Raw genomic sequence first — 21,332 nt, 5'->3', positions numbered from 1 at the left:
CACTGAAGCTAATGAGCAGGCTGGGGCCGCTCCGGGGCTGGCATCCGCAGCGCTGAACGGAGTGAGTATGCCAGGAGAGCCCGCAGGACGCGGGCGAAAGGTGGCGCTGGAACATGGATGTTCCATCGGCACCGGTCCGTAAGGCAGACGAGTGAAGTGAAGGCACCGCGAAGCGGCGCGAGGACCGCCAGCCCCGGTGCGGCCCCAGACGGCGTTATCATCAGCGCTGAACTGTCTAGCATTACTATAAAATTATGACGGGAAATCCGTGTCTAACGACGCCTGTTTCCATGCCTCAATCTGTGCCAGACGCTCTTTCAGTTTGTTCGTCACCGCATCATAACCCCATGCGCCCATCACCAGATGGCGGGGAGGGTTGTCATGTTCCGTGATGGCAATCATCGCGGTCGCGGCGCGTGCGGGGTCGCCCGCTTGCGTGCCACTGTAGGCGGAGGTGGCTTTCATACGTGCGGCAGCGGTATCGGCGTATTCTGGCAAGGTACTGGGGGTCTGATGCAACGAACGTCCCGCCCAGTCGGTGCGGAACGGACCCGGTTCAACACAGGTCACATGAATGCCTAAAGGCGCGGTTTCCAGCGCCAGCGAATCAGACCAGCCTTCAACCGCGTGCTTGCTGGCAGAGTAGTAACCCGAGCTGGCAAAGCCAATAAAACCGGCCACAGAGGTGATGTTAATCACATGCCCACGACGCTGCTTGCGCATCCCTGGCAGTACCGCACGGGTTAGGGCGAACAGGCCAAACACGTTGGCATCAAATTGCGCACGAATTTCGTTTTCATCGCCCTCTTCCACCGAACTTTGATAACCATAACCGGCATTGTTCACCAGCACATCGATGCTGCCGAACTTCTCCTGTGCGGCGTGGACAGCGCGATGAATGCTGCTCTGATCGGTTACATCCAGCTCTACCGCCAACGCGTTCTGGTGGCCCGCAACCAGATCCTGCACCTTGCTGAGGTCGCGTGCGGTCACCACGGTATTAAAACCCCGCGCAATGGTTTGCTGTGCCAGTTCACGACCAAAGCCGGTGGAGCACCCCGAAATAAACCAAACCGGTGTGTTTGCTGAAGCCATTATGAAATCCCCTTAAAGGCGCCCGATGAACCGTCATCGGGCAAGGTCAATAACTATGGCAAAGCCGCGCCGCTGAGATTAGCGCTTAGTGCGAAGCGGGCATCATGGCGGGATAGCGCTGCTGCAGTTCACTAAAAATCTCGGGCATCGGCCGCCCGGCATCCAACGCAACGGCTTCAAACACCTGCTGTTTCAGGAAATGCCGCCAGGTTATTGGCGCTGATGCCAGAAACGCCGTGAGCAACTGATAGCGCGCCAGGGTCCAAACCTGTTCAAAGGCCGTCCGTGCCGGACCGTGGTCGAAGTGCTGAGAAACATTCACCCGCATCTCGGCGCGCAAGCGTGCAGTGGTTACCTGATCAATTTCGCCCGCCGCCATCGCTACCCCGTAACTGTCTCGTGCAACCTGCGCAGAGACAAATCCACAGCGCACATCTTGCAGCACCGCCACAGCGTCACGCTCTGCTGGCAACCCGTAGCCCCCTGCACCAGGCCCGCGCACCTCGACGATATCGCCCGGCTGGCAGCGGATCACATCGGTATTACCGTGTTCGATGGCTTGCCCGTTCCGCAACGTGCGGAAGTGCGACAGTGCGCCCGACTCGCCGCCCAGCACCCCGGCCGAAGCAAACACCGATCGATTGCGGTTACGCGCCGTGACCGTGGTATTCGGTGCGAACACTTCGAACGCCATCTCTGTCGCCAGACCGCCGCGATAACGCCCCGCACCGGCGCTGTCTGCCGCCAGACCATAGCGATGAAAATGAATCGGCACTTCTGCCTCATTGATCTCAATCGGCGTGTTTTTCAGGAAAGCGGACAGTCCGCCAGATCCGTCTGGACCATCGTGACGCGGCGTGCCGCCCGCTCCACCACCCACCGGGCCGAGCGATGCCACCACGCTGCGATTCAAACTGTCGCTGGTGCGAATGTTCATGATTGAGTTACCGCCCGGAGAGTTAGCCGGAAGGCGATCCGGCAGCGCCTGCGAGAACACCCCAATGGTTGCAATCTGCGATAACGCGCAGGTCAGCGAGCGCATCCCCACTGCAGCAGGTGCCTCGCAGTTCATCACCGTCCCCGGCGGCAGAATGGCGCGCGTCGGCCGTAACGTACCCGCATTAAGCAGTAACTGGCGATCCAGCGTTGAAAGCACGTAAGTCACCCCCACCAGCGCCAGAGGATGGCGCTCGCGTCCACCGGTTGGCATATTCAGTGATGATGTCAGCTGGGGATCGCTGCCGGTGTAATCCAGCTCCAGCGTGTCACCGGTGATGCGTAGGGTGATCGCCACGCGACAGGGGAAGCCACCCTCGCCATCTTCATCGGCAAAGTCCGCATAGAAGTATTCCCCGTCGGGAATGGTGGCGATGATGCTGCGCGCCTGCGCTTCCGCATAATCCAAAATACCTGCAATCCCCTGGCGGAAATCCTCAATGCCAAAACGCGCGATGATGTCATGGATCTTGCGCTCGCCGACGTTCACCGAAGCAATCTGCGCTTTGAAATCGCCCCAGTTTTGATCCGGCGCGCGCACGTTGAGCCGCATAATGCGCGCCACTTCGTCATTCATTTCGCCGTTGCGCACCATCTTCAGCGGCGGAATGCGAATCCCTTCCTGCGCGATGTCGGTCAAGGAGCGCGACAGGGAAGCCGGTACGGCACCGCCCACGTCAGTGTTATGGATATGCCCCACCACAAAACAGACAATCTCCCCCTGATGGAACACCGGTTTCCAGATGTGAATATCAGGCGTGTGAGTCGCCACGTTGCCCGCGTAGGAATCATTGGTGATGCAGATATCGCCCTCGTCATAACTGTCGATCAACGCCAGCACCGGGCCGTAATCGATGCCACTGTACCAGGGCGCGCCAAAGCTGCGCGGAGACGCAAAAGCCAGACCGTCACGGCTGACGATTTGACAGGAAAAATCTTCAGTTTCTTTCACGAAGGTGGAGTGTGCCGTGCGCATTAGCGTGAAGGCCATGGCATCCGCGGCGGCGGCACAGTAGTTCGCCAGGATTTGCAGATTACGTCCATCAATAGCCATATCAGTTCGCCTCCACTGGGGTGATCAGCAGGTTGCCAAAGGTATCCACGTCCACCTGCATCTGTGGTGGTACGCAGGTAGTGCAGTCGTCTTGCGCAATAATCACCGGACCCGTCAGCTGATGCCCGGCACGCAGCGTGCTACGGGCGATAACAGCCACCTGATGCGACGCGCCATCAATCCAGGCCGGAACGTATTTCACCACCTCAACCGGGGCTTCCGCTGCGGGTAACCTAATCAACTCAGGTTTCGGCGTGGGCGAGGCAATCACTAAACGCAGGTTGATGATCTGAACAGGCGCTTTGGCATCAAAATGGCCAAACAGCTGATGATGCTGGCGATCAAACGCCTGATGCAGTGCAACCTTATCGGCCTGAGCCAGCCATTGCGGTTCCAGTGCCACTTCAATTTCAAACGACTGGCCGCGATAGCGCATGTCGGCGCTGTACTGCAGCGTAAAGTGCATTTGGGCACCGTGCTGTTCGGTCAGCCAGTCACGTGCACGTTGGCTCAGTGCCTCCGCTTCGGTAGCCAGACGATCTGCCAGTACGTTGTCCAGATCGCTGTACAGCGTGCGGATAAAGTCATTGCGGATATCAGCCACCAGCCCACCCAAGGCTGACAGCACGCCCGGCGTCGGTGGCACAATCACCCCTTTCATGTTCAGTTCACGCGCGAGGAAGCAGCCCATCATCGGCCCTGCACCGCCAAAGGCGAGGAACCAGAACTCACGTGGGTCTAGCCCAAAACGTGACAACAGCCCGCTGGTGTCACCGTACATACTGGAGATCGCCAGTTCGATGGCGGTTTCCGCCGTCTCTTCCACCGTGATGCCCAGTTGGTCCGCCAGCGGTTGCCATGCGGCACGTGCGGCGGCGACATCCACTTTCACCGCGTTGTAACCGAGATCGCCGTGGCCGATCATGCCGCAAGCCGCAAAGGCATCGGTGGCGGTGGGTTGCGTGCCACCGCGTTGGAAACACACCGGACCCGGCAGCGATCCGGCGCTATCTGGCCCCATCTGCAGCACGCCTTGCTTATCGATCCACGCCAGCGATCCGCCACCCTGCCCAACCGAGGTTACGGCCACTGACGGAATATAAATTGGAAAATCACCGATGATTTCCCCGTTGCCCTGAGCCACTTGCCCATCAATGATCACCGCCACATCGGCACTGGTCCCACCGATATCAAGGCTGAGGATCTTGTCGAAACCGCATGCGCTGGCGAGGAAGCTGGCCCCGATCACTCCCGATGCCGTGCCGGAGAGCACCATCTGTACGCACTCGCTTTTGGCCTGCTCAACCCCCATCACGCCACCGTTGGATTTGGTGATGCGCGGGGCTGGCTGCACGCCCATGGTGTGCAGTGCGCGTTCAAATGATTCCAGGTAGTGAATTACCATCGGTTGCACATAGGCGTTGATGGTGGCGGTAATAGTGCGCTCGTATTCGCGAATAATCGGCCAGATATCGGCCGAACAGGAGGTGAGCAGTTCGGGTGCCACCTCATCGATAATGGCTTTCACCGCCGCTTCGTTGTGCCGGTTGCGGTAGCTGTGCAGCAACGACACCACAATCCCCTGACAACCTGACGCGCGAGCTTTTTCAATTGCCGCCAACACGCTATTGCGATCCACCTGCTGCATGACATTGCCGTGGCGGTCGGTGCGCTCTTTAATCGCAAACACCCGATCGCGGGAAATCAATGGCGCGGGACGGCGTGAGAAGAGATCATGGATATGCGGGATCTTCAGGCGCGCCAGCTCCAGCACGTCGCAGAAACCGTCGGTGGCGAACAGCGCCAGCCGCACACCGCGACGCTGGATCACCGCGTTGATACCCACGGTGGTGCCGTGGGTGAAGTAATCAATGTGCTGCGGTTCAATCCCGTCTCGCTGCTGCAACTGTGCCAGTCCGGTCAGAATTTCACTGCCCGGCTGATCCGGACGCGACAGCACTTTTAAGGTATGAATCTGATTGGTCTGTTCATCCAGCACGGCGAAATCGGTAAACGATCCGCCAATATCAACGCCAACGCGGTAACCCATGGTGAGAAAGCTCCGTTATCAGGAGAGAGGAAATTCCATCAGTTTTTGTGGGTCCTGCACCACACGCCAGCCAAGACGTTGATACAGCTGATGGGCATCATTAGTGGAGAGCATCCAGCGGTGTACGGTGGCGAGTTCCGGGTGCGCACGCACGCAGGTCGCCAGCCAGCTTCCCAATCCATGACCTCGCCAGTTTTCGTCAATCATCACATCGCACAGCCAGCCGAAGCGGGTGTAATCCGTCACCAGGCGCGCGAAGCCAATTTGCTGTTGTTGGTGATAGACACCAAACGGCAGTGAGCCGGCAAAAGCGCGTTCGGTTTTGGCTCGTGGCTGGTCTTTGGCCCAGTACGACTTTTCCACCAGCTGTTGGTGGATGTAGTCCATGTCCAGACGCTGACGTTCGGTGGAGACAGTGAAGTCATCGCGCTGCCAGCTGTGATCGGCAAGGGTTAATGCGGTCATGGCAACTCCTTGTAAAGGGATAAATTAAGTGTACGGGGGCACAGGAACACGGCGTGATTGAAGCCATGGCCTGAACAGTAAAGATAAAGGGAATTTACGGCAGGGAAGAAATTTTATGCTGTGGGATTCGGTGCGCGCGATTTCCCTCACCCCAGCCCTCTCCCGTAAACGGGCGAGGGAGCCGATCGGTGCGAATGTTAGGACCAGAGCCCAATGGGGAGCAGATCGGCGCAATTGATAAGGTCAGAGCCCAAAGCTGTAAGGGGCACACGCGGTCCCTTCTCCCGCTGGCGGGAGAAGGTCAGGATGAGGGCAGATTACACACCAAAATCAACTGGATTATGCTTGGAAATCAACGAGCGCAACGGCACGCTGCTTTTCATAATCGGTGACTTAATCACAATATAACTGAAGTACTTATCGATGCCGATTTGCGCGTCCAGCATCTTTTCAATCACTTCCTGGTAATGCTCAATACTGCGGGTAATAAAACGCAGCAAATAGTCATAACCGCCGGTAATTAAATGGCACTCCATCAGCTCATCCACATCGCGCACGGCATTTTCGAATTTCATAAAGTCTTCGCGGCGATGGCCCGAAAGCGTCACTTCGGTGAAAACTGTTACGGAATCGGTGATTTTGGTCAGATTGATGTGGGCTTCATAGCCGGTGATAAAACCCGCCTGCTCAAGGCGTTTCACCCGTTGCAAGCAGGGGCTGGGCGAAAGACCTACGGCGTCGGCGAGATTGACGTTGCTGATACGGCCATCTTTTTGTAGTTGCACCAGAATATTGATGTCGATGCGGTCGAGTTTCATTAAGCCGTTCATAGCACCCCTCATTGTTGACCAATCGCGCAGGTTGTTACGATGGTATAACACGCTTTGACGTGGCGGCGCTAGCGTCTGCGCGCACCACGTTTTATTTTGGTCCAGTAAATAATTCCAGAGATATCAATGAGGAAGCGGGATTTATCCGAGACGACCGCTGGCACGCGCCAATGCAATATCAAAAATATGCAGCGCTTCTTCCAGTTGTGAATCTGTGGTTACCAGTGGTGCAAGGAAGCGTACGACGTTGCGATGCAGTCCGCACTTAATCAGCAGCAGTCCCTCCTGGCAGGCGCAATCGAGGATTTTTTGCGTCATCGCCGCATCAGGGCGTTTGGTTTCGAAGTCGATGATCTCCACCGCCTGCATAAAGCCCACGCCGCGCACTTCACCAATGCAGGCATATTTTTCCGCCAACTGCTGCAGACGCGCATTGAGTTGTTCACCCAGCTGATGACTGCGGGCCAGCAGATTGTCGTGCTCCAGCAGATCCAGCACCGCCAGTGCCGCCGCACAACCCAGCGCGTTTCCGCCGTAAGTGCCGCCAAGGCCTCCCGGTAACGGCGCATCCATGATCGCGGCCTTACCCACCACACCTGAAATCGGCAAACCACCCCCGAGACTTTTCGCCACCGTCACCAGATCCGGCGTGATGCCAAGCTGCTGGAAGGCAAACATGGTGCCGGTGCGTCCAAATCCAGTTTGCACCTCATCAAGAATCAACACGATGCCGTGTTTTTCCGTGATACGACGCAGCGCCTGCATAAAGTTAGCGCCCGCAGGCAGGAATCCGCCGTCACCCTGCACCGGCTCGATAATAATGGCGGCCACGCGTTCCGGCATGATCTGTACCGCAAACAGCTGATCCAGTGCCTTCAGGCAGTCATCATCACTGACACCATGGAAAGCATTCGGATAGGGCAAGCGGTAGACTTCTGACGCGAAAGGTCCGAAGTTCTGTTTGTAAGGCTGGCTCATGCCCGTCAGGGTGCAGCCCAGCAGCGTACGACCGTGAAATGCGCCGTCAAACGCTATCACACCGCTGCGGTTGGTGTGTGCGCGGGCGATCTTCACGGCATTTTCTACCGCTTCCGCACCGCTGGTAAAGAACACGCTTTTATAAGCTTCACCGTTGCCCACTAATGCATTCAAGCGCTGCGCCAGCTCAATGTAACCTGGGTAAGCCACCACCTGGAAACAGGCGTGCGACACCAGACCGAGCTGTTTCGTCACCGCATTAACCACTGCCGGATGGTTATGCCCTACGTTGAGCACACCAATACCGCCGACAAAATCGAGATAGCGATTGCCCTCGACATCCCACACTTCGCTGCCTTTCGCCCGCTCAATCACCAACGGATGCGCGGTGACCACACCACGTGGCACATTCTGCTCACGTGCATCCAGTAACAAGCCGTTATCGGTATACGTTTGCTGCTCCGCCATGACATTCTGCATTCTCAAAACCCTCATCCACATAACGTTCGGTTGGCTCAAGTATCGCAACCCGTTGGTTTCTCACGCTGCTGTAATCACTACTGCAGCGGCATTTCCTGTCAAAATCTTCTGTCAATCAGCCGGGAAATTCTGCACGCAGCGCATGGCGGGCAATCGCCGTCAGTGCCTGAATACCGTGCGGGATTACTGCATCGTTAAAGTCGTAAGAGGAGTGGTGCAAAGGCTGGCTGGGTGCCGACCCTAACCACAGGTAAGCACCGGGCCTGGCCTGCAACATAAAGGCAAAATCTTCCGAAGTGAGAGCCGGTTGTTTTGCCTGCTGTGCGGGCATACCGGCTGCGTCCAGTGCCTCCAGAGCCAGCTGTGCCACATCACTGTTATTCACGGTGGCCGGGTAATAGCGCAGATAGCTCACCTCCGCCTGTAAGCCGTGTGCCGCCGTGACATGCTGCGCCATCTCACGCAGGCGCGTTTCAATGATGTCCTGCGCGGCAGGGCTAAAGGTTCTGACCGTGCCGGTGATGCTGGCTTCCGCGGGAATCATGTTGTGTGAGAAACCGCCCTGCATGCGCGTGACGGTCAACAGGCCCGGTTCGCAAGGATCTAGTGCGCGTGCCACCAGTGTGTTGAGTTGCACCACCAGTTCACTGGTGGCCAGCAGGGTGTCGCGCGTCAGGTGCGGCTGCGCGGCATGTCCGCCACCCCCTTTAACGGTGATATCGAAACGGTCGGCCGCCGCCATGATCGCACCTGGTCGCGTCTGTATCTCGCCCAGCGGCAATTCTGGCCAGTTGTGCAGGGCAAACACCGCATCACAGGGAAACTGCTGGAACAGGCCATCGTCGATCATCGCCTTCGCGCCCGCTAAACCCTCTTCGGCGGGCTGGAAAATAAACACCAGCGTGCCGTCAAAATCCCCCTGCTGTGCCAGCTGGATCGCCGCACCCAGCAACATCACGGTATGACCGTCATGGCCACAGGCGTGGCAGACATTGGCATGCACACTTTTCCAGGCTTGGGTGCCGTTATCCTGCATCGGCAGTGCATCCATATCGGCACGCAGACCGATCATGCGCGAACTCGTACCGCGCTTGAGCACACCGACTACACCGGTTTTGCCCAGACCGCGCTGCACCTCAATGCCGTGCTCCTCGAGCCATTGCGCTACGAGGTTGCTGGTGCGTGTTTCCTGATATCCCAGCTCGGGATGGGCGTGCAAATCCCGTCGCAGAGCGACTAACTGTTCCAGCTGCATCTTAATATCCCCGTTTGCGATCGATAAGGCCGACCATCGGTTCGCCGCGTTGATAGCGGCGCAGATTATCCAGCAGTGCCGCCACTGCACTATCGATTTGCGTCTGGCTGGCAATGTGCGGTGTCAGCCAGATGGCAGGATGCTGCCAGAATGGGTGTTCCGGCGGTAAAGGTTCGGGGTCGGTGACATCGATCACCGCCGCACTCAGCTGCCCGCTGTCCAGCGCCGTGAGGAGATGGTCATCAACCAGTTGCGGGCCACGCCCCACCTGCACCAGTGCCGCCCCTTTGGGTAACTGCGCAAACAGTTCAGCATTGAGTAAACCGCGCGTGGACTCCGTGAGCGGCAGCAGGCACACCAGAATATCGCTGTGGGCGAGAAACTCGCCCAATTGATTTGCACCATGCCAGCAGCGAACCCCCGCGATGTCACGCGGCGTGCGGCTCCAGCCGGCGCAGTCAAAGCCTAAAGAAACCAACTGCTGTAAGGATGCCTGGCCGAGTTCCCCTAAGCCCATCACCCCTACCCGCCGTTGATTTGCGGTACGAATCGGATGGGTTTGCCACTGCGCAGCACGCTGCTGCTGGAAATAGCGCGGCATATCACGATGCAGCCCCAGCACAGCAAAGGTGACGTACTCCACCATGCCTTGCGTCAGTCCCGGTTCGATCATGCGCACCACCGGTAACTCAGCGGGAAGCTGGCTGAGATCGAACTGATCTGCGCCCGCACCTACGGACAGCAGTGCTTTCAGATTCGGGAAGGTTGCCATCACATCTTCGGGCGGCTGCCAGGCAACCAGCAGTTCAACCTGCTCTGCGTCACCCACATCCGGCCAGATATGCATCTGCACATCCGGTGCATATTTGGCCAGCCAACGCTGCCAGTGTGCGCCGCGTGTCGCTTCGGATTTATAGACGATATGCATCAGGCCATCGCCTGGGTCATCAACCCAAACGCCTGCATCTCACCGGCCTGCGGTGACCACGGCATTCCCCGATACATGGTGGTAGGTGCATCCACTTTGACCAACCCAATACTTTCCAGCCAGCTCGCCAGCGGCAACGCACTGTCGGTATCGATCCGAACAAACTCGCCGCGTAAGCCCTGCATCAGGGCGGACACCAGCGCCTGTGCGACGTCCACATTCAGTGCAATCACCGGACCAATCGCCCAGCCATGACCAAAACGGCGCAGGCTGGCAAAGCCATGTATCCGCTGTTGCGCATCCTGCAGTAACACCGTCTGGTGCTCGGCGATCAAGGTATTGATCAACCGCGCTCGCCACATCCCGTGTGCCTGATGGTCCAGTTCAGTCAGCCCTTCCGCATCCCCCACTTGCACGTTGCGCAGCGTGAGGCCGGTCGGCAGGTTGACGGCCGGCTCAGCCGCCAGTTCGCGCGTCTGGTGCTGCTGAATAGCACCGGTAACCACAAAACCGAGCTTTTCATACAGTCCCTGACCCATTTCAGTCGCGTGCAGGCGAATGCAGCAATCCGGGAATTTCTCCATCACTGCCAGCATCAGTTGCTTACCGATACCGCGCCCCTGGCAGTCAGGGTTCACCACCACCAGACCAATGGTGGCGGCGCTATCGCCCCAGCGCCAGCCAAAGGCACTACCGACAAATTTACCCTGTTCTTCGGCAACCACGCCTTCACCTAATGCCAGCGCCTGCTGCCAGTCTTCGCGGCGATGCGGCCACTTCAATTGCTGTGTGATGGCATAGCCATGTTCAATATCGTCCTGCGTCATGGCACGTAATCTGATGCTCATGTTCTGCTCCTTACATCATGCCTGGCGCATCAAGGCCGCTGCCGTCCACCAGGCGGGAATAACGATACGGGGTCGGATCGACCACCGGTGTGTTGTGGGTCGCGAGATCGGCCGCCAACCGACCTGCCCCAGGTCCGATACCAAAGCCATGCGCACTGTAGCCAGCGGACAGCACCAGCCCCGGTAATTTGGCCACCGTGGAGATCACGGGGATAGCGTCTGGAGTGCTGTCAATCATGCCGCCCCACGCCTGCGCCAGTTTAAGGTTGGCGAGAGCCGGATACTCTTTACGCATCGCGGCTAACCCTTCCTGCACGATGCTGGCATCCGCTGCAGGATCGAGAATGCGCATGCGCTCAAACGGCGATTCACGGTCGAATGCCCATCCTCCCAACGCTTCTGGTCCGGTGAAAAAGGGTTTGAAGCCGAGGTTCACTTTAAGGTTCTTACGCCGACTCTTAAAGGTGGGATAGAACTGACGCGCGTAGCGAATACCCTGGGCACCCGGCTCCAGACGACCTCGTCCGGAAACCGCCACCGTGTAACTGCCATCCATCTGCGGACGACAGGCAAAACCGGGGGTATAGAGCGGCATACCGATCGCTTGGTCGATCGGCTGCGTGCGAAACGCCGTACCGATTACGTTACCGAGCGGCAGGTCGATACCATGGCGACGGCAGAACATCGAGGTCCATGCCCCTGCTGCGCAAATCACGCGCGTGGTTTTAATCAGGCCGCGCTCAGTCCAGACGCCGCTGACCGCACCCGCCGCAATATCCAGCCCACGTACTGCACACTGCTGAAACACCAAGGCACCGAGACGCTGTGCGCCGATGACCAATCCCGGAGCGGCCAGACGCGGCTCAGCGTGGCCATCGGTGGGCGATGAAACGCCACCGAGCCACGCGGTAGTGCTGCCCGGCGTCATGGCTTTGGCCTGCGCGGCGGTAAGAATGTCGCTTTTTACGCCGTAGTTTTTCGCCATCTGGTTCCACTTATCCCAGGCGGCAATATCTGATTCAACACGCGTGGCGTACACCAGCCCACTGCGACGAAAACCCAGCTCCTCACCGGTTTCGGCAGCCAGCTCACCCCAGCGCTGCAGGGCATAGATGATCAGCGGGAGTTCGCGCTCATCACGGTTTTGCTGTCGGCACCAGCCCCAGTTGCGGCTCGACTGTTCTGCACCGACTAAGCCTTTTTCGATCAACACCACCTTGAGTCCCTGTTTCGCCAGCTCCCAGGTGGCGGCTGAACCGGCAATACCGGCACCGATCACCACCACATCGGCGGATTCCGGGAAATTTGCACTGTCCTGTACATAACGAATCGGTGCAGGCATAGGGTAACGACCTCATTATCTTTTAGAGACGGTCGCCATAAATGGCGACCCTACGGTATTAGGGGTGCACATTCATGGCGACCCTACAGTATTAATGGTGCCCATTTATGGCGACCCTACGGTATTTCGGGTGCACATTCATGGCGACCCGACATAAGATCGTAGGGTGCGCATTTTGCGCACGGGTTAAGCAGATGCCGGTGCTGGCGCACCTACTCCGCCTTCAGCACTTCTTCATGCTCATCCAGCCAGCCTTGACGCAACTCTGGCACCGCCCGTTTCAAACGTTCGAAATAGAGCTCACTGGTGGGCTTGTCGTAATCCGCGCGGGCGATTTGCGTGACAATACGGCCCGATTTCATCACCACGATATCGTCACATACGGCGCGTACCGCGTGCATATCGTGGCTGATAAACAGCACCGACAGTCCCAATTCGCGGCGCAGTTCACTGATCAGATCCAGCACCGCTGCTGCCACCACGGTATCCAGCGCTGAGGTCACTTCATCACACAGAATTAAGTCAGGCTCTGCCGCCAACGCGCGTGCCAGATTGACACGCTGCTTCTGCCCCCCTGACAGCGCCCACGGGCGTCGCCACAAAACGGTACGCGGCAGTTTGACCAGATCCAGCAGTTGATGCAGGCGGCGCTGCAGATCGGCCCCTTTCAAGCCGTGGAACAGCGCCAGCGGGCGTGAAAGGATACGCTCAACGCTGTGCGCCGGGTTCAACGCGGTATCGGCCATCTGGAACACATACTGAATACGCCGCAGCTCGTTATCCGGACGCTTGTGCATGTCGCCATTGATATAGTGACCATTAAACAGAATGTGACCGTGACTCGGCGCATTCAGTCCGGCAATCGCATGTGCCAGCGTGGTTTTACCCGAACCCGATTCGCCGATAATGCCAATCGCCTGCCCTTTCCACAGCTTCAGGTTGATGTCTTCGAGAATCAGCGTTTTCGGCTTACCCTCTTTGTCACGCGGGCCATAACCCGCGCTGAGATCGCGCACTTCCATCAGCGGCAGCACATCCGCTTCGGCACAGGTCCAGCTACTTTCACGCTCTTTCTGACGTGCCGCATCCATCAACAGCTGGGTGTATTCTGCCTGCGGTGCACCAATCAAGGTTTCGGTGGTGCCGTATTCGGCCATTTTTCCGCGCAGCAGCACCAGAATACGGTCGGCCATCTGCGCCACCACGGCCAAATCGTGACTGACATAAATCGCCGTCACGCCACGCTGCGCCACCACGCGGCGAAACGCTTTCAGCACTTCAACTTGTGTGGTGACATCCAGTGCGGTGGTCGGTTCGTCGAGGATCACCACATCAGGATCGCCAATCAGCGCCATCGCGGTCATCAGGCGTTGTAACTGCCCACCTGAAACCTGATGCGGGAAGCGATCGCCAATGGTGTCTGGATTGGGTAACGCCAGTTCACGAAACAGCGCTATCGCCTTCTCTTTTGCCGCTTTGCGCTTCATGGTGCCGTGGATCACCACCGGCTCTATCACCTGGTCAAGAATACGCATGCCGGGGTTGAAAGAAGCCGCCGCACTCTGAGCGATATAAGCCACCTTGTTGCCACGAAATTCCCTTAGCTGGCCGGGCGACAAGCTGCGCACATCGGTGCCCGCCATGTGAATGTTGCCGTCAGCAATGCGGCAACCATGGCGCGCATAGCCCATCAAGGCCATGGCGATGGTGGTTTTCCCGGAACCTGACTCACCAATCAGCGCCAGCACTTCGCCTTTTTGCACGGTAAAACGGATATCAGAGACCAAATCAATCTCTTCACCTTTGTCGGTCTCTGCGGTAACTCGCAGATTTTCTACTGAAATTACCGGCATGGCGGTATGGGGTGTCACGTTCATGCTCCCTCCTTCGCCAGCGTCAGCGGGCGCATCTGCTGTAGGCTGTCGATAAACAGGTTGGCACCAATGGTCAGGCTGGCAATCGCCACCGCAGGCATGAGCACCGCAGGCGAGCCGTTGAACAGCCCCTGCAGGTTTTCACGCACCAGTGTGCCCCAGTCGGCGTACGGCGGTTGAACACCCAGCCCGAGGAAACTCAAGCCGCTCAACAGCAGTACGATGTAGACAAAACGCAGACCGAAGTCGGTCAACATCGGATGCACCATATTGGGCAGGATGTCGTGGATCGCGACGTACCAGCGGCTTTCACCCCGCAAGCGCGAGGCCCGGACATAATCCATATTGCGCAGACTGCTGGCCATGGCAAAGGCGATACGAAACGCGCCCGGCCAGTAGGTAAAGGTTGCGGTGAGAATCAGCATCGGCAGCGACGAACCAAATACCGCCACAATCATCAGTGACAGCACTTTGCCCGGCAGCACCAGCATCGCATCGTTAATGCGGCCCAGCAGCTCCTCCAGCCAGCGCCCCGCTACCGCCGCCAGTAACGCCAGCAAGGTGCCGATCAGGCTGGCACCCAACGCGGCAGTGAGTGCCAGACCAATCGAGAATTTTGCGCCGTACAGAATACGGCTCAGGATGTCGCGACCGAGGTAATCCGTTCCCAGCAGATTATCGGTCGTCATCCCGCCCAACATCGGGCCACCGCCAATATCGTCGATGTTATGCGGTGCCAGCTGGTTACCGAACAGCGCCATCGCTACCCAGAACAGTGAGATCAATAAGCCAATACGACCCGACACCGAGAGCGACTGAAAGAGACGTACAGGAAGCAGTAAGTTATTCATCAGCTCCTCCATTTCGGGTTAAAGGCGATGGTCAGCACGTCCGCGATCAGCAGCAGTACCAGATAACAGGCGGCGAACATCATCACGCACAGCTGCACCACCGGGAGATCGCGGTTACTGACCGCATCCACCAGCGCACTGGCGAGGCCTGGGTAGCTAAAAATCGATTCGATGATGATCACGCCGCCAAACAGATACGACAGACTCAGCGAAATCGCGTTGGCAATCGGCCCCACCGCATTTGGCAGCGCATGGCGCAGTACTGCGCGCAACGGCGACACCCCTTTCAGCAGCGCCATTTCGAGATAGGGACTGTCGAGCTGGTTGATAATCGCTGAACGCGTCATGCGTGCCATCTGCGCCACCAGCACGCAACACAGTGTCATCACCGGCAGCGCATAAGCTTTCAGGTAGCTGACCAGATCCATATCCGGGCTGCCAAACGACATCGCTGACACCCAATGCAGTTTCACCGCAAAGATCAACACCGCCACCGTCGCCACCAGAAACTCCGGCACCGCCACCGTTGCCATGGTGCTGATCACCAGGAAACGATCCAGCGCCGATCCCCGTTTCATCGCAGCGACAATACCGATCACCAACGCCAGCGGCACACAAATCACCGTGGTGATCGCCGCCAGCTCGAACGTGGCCGGAATGCGCTGAGCCACCAACTGCGTGACCGGGAGATGGCTGGCGAACGAGGTACCGAAATCGCCGTGCAGCATGCCTCCTAACCAGCTGAAGTAACGCACCAGCAACGGCTGGTCGAGCCCCAACTGCTGGCGTAACGCCGCCACCGTTTCCGGCGTGGCGTTCTGCCCCAGAATCATCTGCGCGGCGTCGCCAGGCAGCAGACTGGTGATAAAAAACACCACCGCCGAGACGATAAGCAAGGTCAGGATGCCGGCACCTACGCGCCGGGCAATCAGGAACAACATGTATCGGTTCATCGGCGACCTCCTCTTACGGGTGAAAAATCAGGCTTTCAGCCAGGCGAACTCATGGAAGCGATAGCCCATCATCATGCCGCTAGGCCAGGCCTCAATACCGCCGACTTTCTTGCTGTAGCCGTCAGTGCTACTGATAAAGGTCGGGATAATGGTGCCGCAGTGGTCGTAAATCAGCTTCTGCATATCGCCGTACATCTGCTTGCGCTTGCCCTGATCGCGCTCACCACGCGCAGCCACCACCAGCTGATCAAACTGTGGGTTCTTCCAGCCTGACTCATTGTTTGCGGCGCTGGAGAGGTAGAACTGCGAGAACAACATGTCCAGCGTTGGGCGCGGGTTGATTGAGCCGTAACCCACAGGATCTTTGGTCCAGTGGGTTGACCAGTAACCGTCATACGGCACGCGGCGCACGTTGATCTTCAGGCCCGAATTACGCGCAACTTGCTGAATCAACTGACCACCTTCCACCGCGCCCTCAATATTTGGCGTGGTGATAATCTCCACCGTGGCGCCTTTCATACCGGCTTTTTCGATGTGGAATTTGGCTTTTTCGACATCAAGCGGACGCGGTTTCAAATCGGCGTTATACAGCGGATGCCACGGCGGGACTGGCGTATCGTTACTGACATCGCCATAGCCCTGCAGGACCGTTTTCACGATAATGTCGCGCGGTTGCAGATACTTCATCGCCAGCACGAAATCTTCATTACTGCCTGGCTTCATGTCGGTACGAATAATCAGGTTGGTATACATCCCTGATTTGCTCTCCAGTACCGCGAAGTCACTGGTGGCTTTGATGCGCTTGCAGTCCGCGGCGCTGAGGGTCGAAACCACATGCAGATCGCCAGACATCAAGGCGTTAACACGCGCCGCCTGATCGGTCACGCCCAGCAGTTCGACCTCGTCCAAGTAAGGCAGGCCAGGCTTGTAGTAGTTCGGGTTTTTGACACCGACAGAACGCACGCCGGGCGAGAACTCTTTCAGTTTGAATGGTCCGGTACCAATGCCTTTACTGAAGTCTTTGGTGCCATCCTGCACGATCAGGAACGGTGCGCTCGCCAGCATGAAAGGCACGTCGAAGTTTGCACTGCTCAGTTCCAGCGTGATTTCGTTGTCATTAACGGCGGTGAAAGTTTTGAACTGATCGGCCAGCTTAAAGGCATTGGAGGCGACAGCCGGATCTTTGTGGCGGCTCAATGAGTAAATGACGTCTTTGGCCGTGAGCGGTTTGCCGTCGTGGAAGGTCACACCTTTACGCAGTTTGATGTGCCAGGTGATGCCATCACTGGATTCAATCGATTCTGCCAACGCAGGCTGCGCCGCCAGATTTTTGTCCAGCTCAGTTAAGCCGCTATAAACCATAAACTGACGGGTGTAATCACCGCTGTTGTTGCCTTTGGCCGGGTCAAGCGTATCCGTTGCTGAAGCATTGGACATGGCGGCACGCATTTTGCCGCCTTTGACCGGCGTTTCTGCCGCAAAACTCATCTGCGGAAAACCGATTAAGCCGCTGCTCATCACTGCACCGGCAGACAACAACTTCATCAGGCCACGACGCGACATGGACCCTTCGGTCAGCATGCGTGTCAGGGCCGGATTCACAGCGTCAGACTCTTTATCGAATTTACTCATCTGCACACCCTCAATATGAAAAGTTGTATGATTCATCAATTATCACTGGCTGCGGCTAACGCCATGCATTGCGCAATAAATTGCGCCGCTACGGTTTCAATGCATATCGCTAACTTTCTGCGCACAAAGTCACGCCCCTACCACCCAACCGTAGCGGCGCGATTTATCGCGCGTGTTGCCTTAACCAGCGATCAGGAGAGCCGATCCTTAGCCTTGTAATACAGCCCTGCGAGAGGCAAAAACCAGGGTTTCCCGTGGTAACCTGGCAGCGCAGGCCATGCGTCGCGCTGCCAGGGATTTTCGTTACGTTTTTCGGCCAGTAAGTCCGCCATCACACGGCCCATCCACACCGACATCTGCGTGCCGTGACCGCTGTAACCGAGTGAATAGAACACCCCTTCGTGCTCACCGGCATGGGGCAGCCGATCGGCGGTCATATCCACCATGCCGCCCCAGCAGTAGTCGATGCGCGCTTTGCCCAGTTGAGGGAACAGCGCGGTCATCGCGGCACGCAACACTTCACCGCTGCGGGTATCAGAGGTTGGATTGCTGACGGCAAAACGCGCACGACCACCGAATACCAGGCGACGATCGGCAGTGGTACGGAAATAGTTGCCGATATTCAGTGAGGTGACGTAAGTACGGTCCTTTGGCAATATCTGCTCGATCAAGGCGTCACCCAGCGGTTCTGTCACCACGATAAAGCTGCCGACCGGCACTATACGGCGCTGGAACCAAGGGAAAGGTCCTTCGTTGGAGACGCCAGTCGCCATCATCACTTTTTCGGCAATAATTTCGCCTTTGGCGGTGGTGACGCGATGTCGGTAGCCGTCCAGCCGCGTTAAGCCTGTCACCGCATGGTGCGGGAAGATTTTCACGCCGGCCTGCGCAGCCGCATTCGCCAGGCCAATACCAAACTTGCCCATGTGCATCTGGCCGCCGCGTTTCTGCAGCAAACCGCCATGGAAGCTGTCACTGCCCACTTCACGACGAATCTCATCCTGACTGATCAGCTCGATTTCCGGGTCCACGGTGTCACGCATCAGCTGCCACGCACTGCGCAGGCCGGGGAAATGCGACGCTTTGCTGGCCAACTTCAATTTGCCGCACAGGCGGAAATCGCAATCAATCTGCTCTTCTCGCACCAGCTGTTCGACATAGCTCACCGCATCGTCATACGCACGATAAAAGCGGCTGGCCTGCTCGATGCCCTGGCTCTCGACCAGCGAGGCAAAGTTCTGCGCCACGCCGGTGTTGCAGTGGCCACCGTTACGCGCCGAGGCCTGACTCATCACTTCGCCACGCTCCAGTAGCACCACGTTGATGCCGCTGCGCGCCAGATTGAGTGCCGTCGAGACGCCGGTAAAGCCACCGCCAATCACCACCACATCCGCGACGGCGGGCAGTGCGCCACTGGCGGCACCGGTGAAAGCAGGTGCCGTGTCTTGCCAGAATGATTCGAGTTTCATCGCCGCCTCCGGGCTTAGAGTCCAACCACAGCGGGCAGACCGCCGATATCTTTGATCTCGGTATATTCGTAAGCTGGATTGGCCGGATCGTGGCCACGGTTGACCCACACCTTGTTCTTGATGCCCATGTCATAGCAGGTCATCAGGTCGTAACGCAGGCTGGAGGAAACGTGGAGAATATCCTCTGGTCCGCAGTTCAGCTTATCCAGCATGTATTCGAAGCCTTTCATCTGCGGCTTGTACGCACCCACTTCTTCAGCGGTGATGGTCATGTGGATCGGCGCACCGAGACGCGGCACGTGATGCGGGATCAAATCGTTCATGGAGTTGGTCAGCAGCACCAGTGGGAACTCTTTCGCCACTTTTGCCAGCCCGGCAGGGACATCAGGATGCGGTCCCCAGGTGGCGCAATCGGTATAGATAAAATCACTGTCAGCCTGGCTCCACTGCACGCCCCATTTTTTACAGGTGCGCTGCAGCGCATCGCTGACCACGTCGTAATAAGGTTTCCACGCACCCAAGACTTCATCGCGGCGGTAGATGGCGAAATCCGTGGTGAATGCCAGCATCTGCTGCGCTGACACGCGATCTTTGAAGCAGCGCTCTGCTGCTCCTGCCATATCAAAATTAATCAGGGTGCCGTAGCAATCAAAGGTGATGAATTTCGGTTTAAACAGTGCCATGACGCGACCTCGTCGTTATCTGATACGTGAATTTAGAAATCGATTAATACACTCTTCTGGCGCTGGCAGGCCTGAAATGCCTGACGTCCCAGATCCTTGCCAATACCGGAGCCCAGGAAGCCACCGGTGGGAATAATAAAATCGCCGGAGCGGCCATAGCGGTTGATCCATACGGTGCCCGATTCAATGGCCCGCATCGCCCGCATCGCACGCGGCAGGCTGAGGGTATGCACCCCTGCGCACAGGCCATAGGTTTCATGCGCCGCTAACGCCAGACCCTCTTCTTCGCTGTCGAACTCCTGCACAGTGAGTACCGGGCCGAAAATCTCCTGCTGTACCGCCGGGTTGTCTGCCGCCACACCGCACAACAGCGTAGGCTGCCAGAACCAACCGCCGTCGGTATCCGCAAAGCGCTCGCCACCCACCAGCACTTCCGCGCCCTGCGCTTTGGCTTCGGCAATCACCGAAGCCACCTTGTTACCCTGGCGTTCATCGATTAATGGCGCGTAGCGGCTGCTGTCCTGCCAGGTCATACCTGGACGCGGCTGTTGGCACAGGGACACTAAACGTTCCAGTAGAGGCTGGGCGATAGCACGCTGTACAATCAGGCGGGTGCCTGCCACACATGCCTGACCGCCGTTCGCGGTGAAACCACGTAAAATACGTTGCGCCAGCACATCAATATCGCCTGCATCATCGAAGACTAATTGCGGGCTTTTGCCCCCCAGCTCCAGCGTCACAGGCTTCATGCCGTGCTGCGCGGCGTCGCTCATAATGCGTGCGCCTGTCACGGTTGATCCGGTAAAGGAAACCTTGCGTACCAGCGGGTGTGTTACCAGCGCGCTGCCCGTTACCGCCCCGCTACCTTGCACAATGTTGAGTACGCCGGCGGGTAATCCGGCCTGCACCGCCAACTCCGCCATACGCACCGTGGAGTATGGCGTCAGTTCGGATGGCTTCAGCACCACCGCATTACCTGCTGCCAATGCCGGGCCGCATTTCCAGGACGCCATCGACAGCGGAAAATTCCATGGCGTAATCGCGCCAATCACGCCATACGGCTCTGAAACCAACATGCCGAGACTGCTCTCTTGCGTCGGGAACAGGTCGCCACTGTATTTATCTGCACACTCGGCGTAGAAACGGATAGCTTCCGCCGTGAACGGAATTTCATGCTGCACGACATCGCTGATTGGGCGCGTCGAACCCAGCGCTTCCAGTTGTGCCAGCAGCAGGTCGTTTTCAATCAGATCTGCCCAGCGACGTAACACCCTGCCACGTTCACGCGGTGAGCAACTGCGCCAGCCGCTGGTTTTCAGGGTGTGATGGGCAAGTGTCACGGCGCGATCCACGTCTTCTGCCTGCGCTTCACTCAGCTCGGCATAGACTTTGCCATCGGACGGGCGTTTCACGGCGAAGCGCGCACCTTGTGTGGTGACATGCTGGCCACCAATATAATGGCCTAAAGGAAGAGAAACTTTTTCAGGGTCGAAACTTAACATGGAAAATTCCTTATTTGTTACACCCATCACATGTGCGCCAATTAACG

Annotated in this window: 17 protein-coding genes; all 17 read right to left on the bottom strand. The window is 57.7% G+C overall.

Annotation, left to right across the window (positions count from 1 at the left end; translation table 11 throughout):
- Positions 1-252 precede the first annotated feature (252 nt).
- Positions 253-1,095 (bottom strand): oxidoreductase, encoded by an 843-nt coding sequence (locus LK04_RS06625; RefSeq protein ID WP_039332181.1) that lies wholly within the window; start codon positions 1,093-1,095, stop codon positions 253-255.
- An 85-nt stretch (positions 1,096-1,180) separates the two neighbouring features.
- A complete protein-coding gene (locus LK04_RS06620) occupies positions 1,181-3,145 on the bottom strand; it encodes a hydantoinase B/oxoprolinase family protein (protein WP_039332183.1) in 1,965 nt (654 codons plus the stop codon).
- Between the two features lies 1 nt (position 3,146).
- On the bottom strand, positions 3,147-5,195 hold the full coding sequence (locus LK04_RS06615) for a hydantoinase/oxoprolinase family protein (protein WP_039332187.1): 2,049 nt from the start codon (positions 5,193-5,195) through the stop codon (positions 3,147-3,149).
- Between the two features lie 18 nt (positions 5,196-5,213).
- Positions 5,214-5,660, bottom strand: coding sequence for a GNAT family N-acetyltransferase (locus tag LK04_RS06610; protein WP_039332189.1), 447 nt, complete (start codon positions 5,658-5,660; stop codon positions 5,214-5,216).
- 317 nt (positions 5,661-5,977) lie between these two features.
- Entirely contained in the window at positions 5,978-6,490 is a 513-nt protein-coding gene (locus LK04_RS06605; RefSeq protein ID WP_039332191.1) for an Lrp/AsnC family transcriptional regulator, read from the bottom strand.
- Between the two features lie 141 nt (positions 6,491-6,631).
- Positions 6,632-7,948, bottom strand: coding sequence for a 4-aminobutyrate--2-oxoglutarate transaminase (gene gabT / locus LK04_RS06600; RefSeq protein ID WP_039332193.1), 1,317 nt, complete (start codon positions 7,946-7,948; stop codon positions 6,632-6,634).
- A 115-nt stretch (positions 7,949-8,063) separates the two neighbouring features.
- Positions 8,064-9,197 (bottom strand): M20 aminoacylase family protein, encoded by a 1,134-nt coding sequence (locus LK04_RS06595; protein ID WP_197063328.1) that lies wholly within the window; start codon positions 9,195-9,197, stop codon positions 8,064-8,066.
- Between the two features lie 7 nt (positions 9,198-9,204).
- Positions 9,205-10,131 carry a 2-hydroxyacid dehydrogenase gene (locus tag LK04_RS06590; RefSeq protein WP_039332196.1) on the bottom strand — a complete coding sequence of 309 codons (927 nt, stop codon included), beginning with the start codon at positions 10,129-10,131 and terminating at the stop codon, positions 9,205-9,207.
- Entirely contained in the window at positions 10,131-10,979 is an 849-nt protein-coding gene (locus LK04_RS06585) for a GNAT family N-acetyltransferase (protein WP_039332198.1), read from the bottom strand. The genes LK04_RS06590 and LK04_RS06585 overlap by 1 nt, the downstream gene beginning before the upstream one ends.
- 10 nt (positions 10,980-10,989) lie before the next feature.
- Entirely contained in the window at positions 10,990-12,321 is a 1,332-nt protein-coding gene (locus LK04_RS06580) for an NAD(P)/FAD-dependent oxidoreductase (RefSeq protein ID WP_059109780.1), read from the bottom strand.
- A gap of 212 nt (positions 12,322-12,533) precedes the next feature.
- Positions 12,534-14,198, bottom strand: a complete 1,665-nt coding sequence (locus LK04_RS06575) for an ABC transporter ATP-binding protein (protein WP_039336673.1) — start codon at positions 14,196-14,198, stop codon at positions 12,534-12,536.
- Positions 14,195-15,046 (bottom strand): ABC transporter permease, encoded by an 852-nt coding sequence (locus tag LK04_RS06570; RefSeq protein ID WP_039336671.1) that lies wholly within the window; start codon positions 15,044-15,046, stop codon positions 14,195-14,197. Before LK04_RS06570 ends, LK04_RS06575 begins: the two co-directional genes overlap by 4 nt.
- Complete coding sequence (locus LK04_RS06565) at positions 15,046-15,999, bottom strand: ABC transporter permease (RefSeq protein ID WP_039336669.1); 954 nt, start codon at positions 15,997-15,999, stop codon at positions 15,046-15,048. Before LK04_RS06565 ends, LK04_RS06570 begins: the two co-directional genes overlap by 1 nt.
- 27 nt (positions 16,000-16,026) lie before the next feature.
- Entirely contained in the window at positions 16,027-17,631 is a 1,605-nt protein-coding gene (locus tag LK04_RS06560; protein ID WP_039336667.1) for an ABC transporter substrate-binding protein, read from the bottom strand.
- A 191-nt stretch (positions 17,632-17,822) separates the two neighbouring features.
- Positions 17,823-19,100, bottom strand: a complete 1,278-nt coding sequence (locus tag LK04_RS06555; RefSeq protein WP_039336665.1) for an NAD(P)/FAD-dependent oxidoreductase — start codon at positions 19,098-19,100, stop codon at positions 17,823-17,825.
- Positions 19,101-19,114: 14 nt separating this feature from the next.
- Complete coding sequence (locus LK04_RS06550) at positions 19,115-19,783, bottom strand: haloacid dehalogenase type II (RefSeq protein ID WP_039336663.1); 669 nt, start codon at positions 19,781-19,783, stop codon at positions 19,115-19,117.
- 32 nt (positions 19,784-19,815) lie between these two features.
- Entirely contained in the window at positions 19,816-21,285 is a 1,470-nt protein-coding gene (locus LK04_RS06545) for an aldehyde dehydrogenase family protein (protein WP_039336661.1), read from the bottom strand.
- Between the last annotated feature and the right edge of the window lie 47 nt (positions 21,286-21,332).

The sequence above is a fragment of the Pantoea vagans genome (genome assembly GCF_001506165.1).
Taxonomy (GTDB): domain Bacteria; phylum Pseudomonadota; class Gammaproteobacteria; order Enterobacterales; family Enterobacteriaceae; genus Pantoea; species Pantoea vagans_C.
The sequence above is the reverse complement of the archived record's forward strand: the minus strand, read 5'-3'. Positions and strand labels throughout refer to the sequence as shown.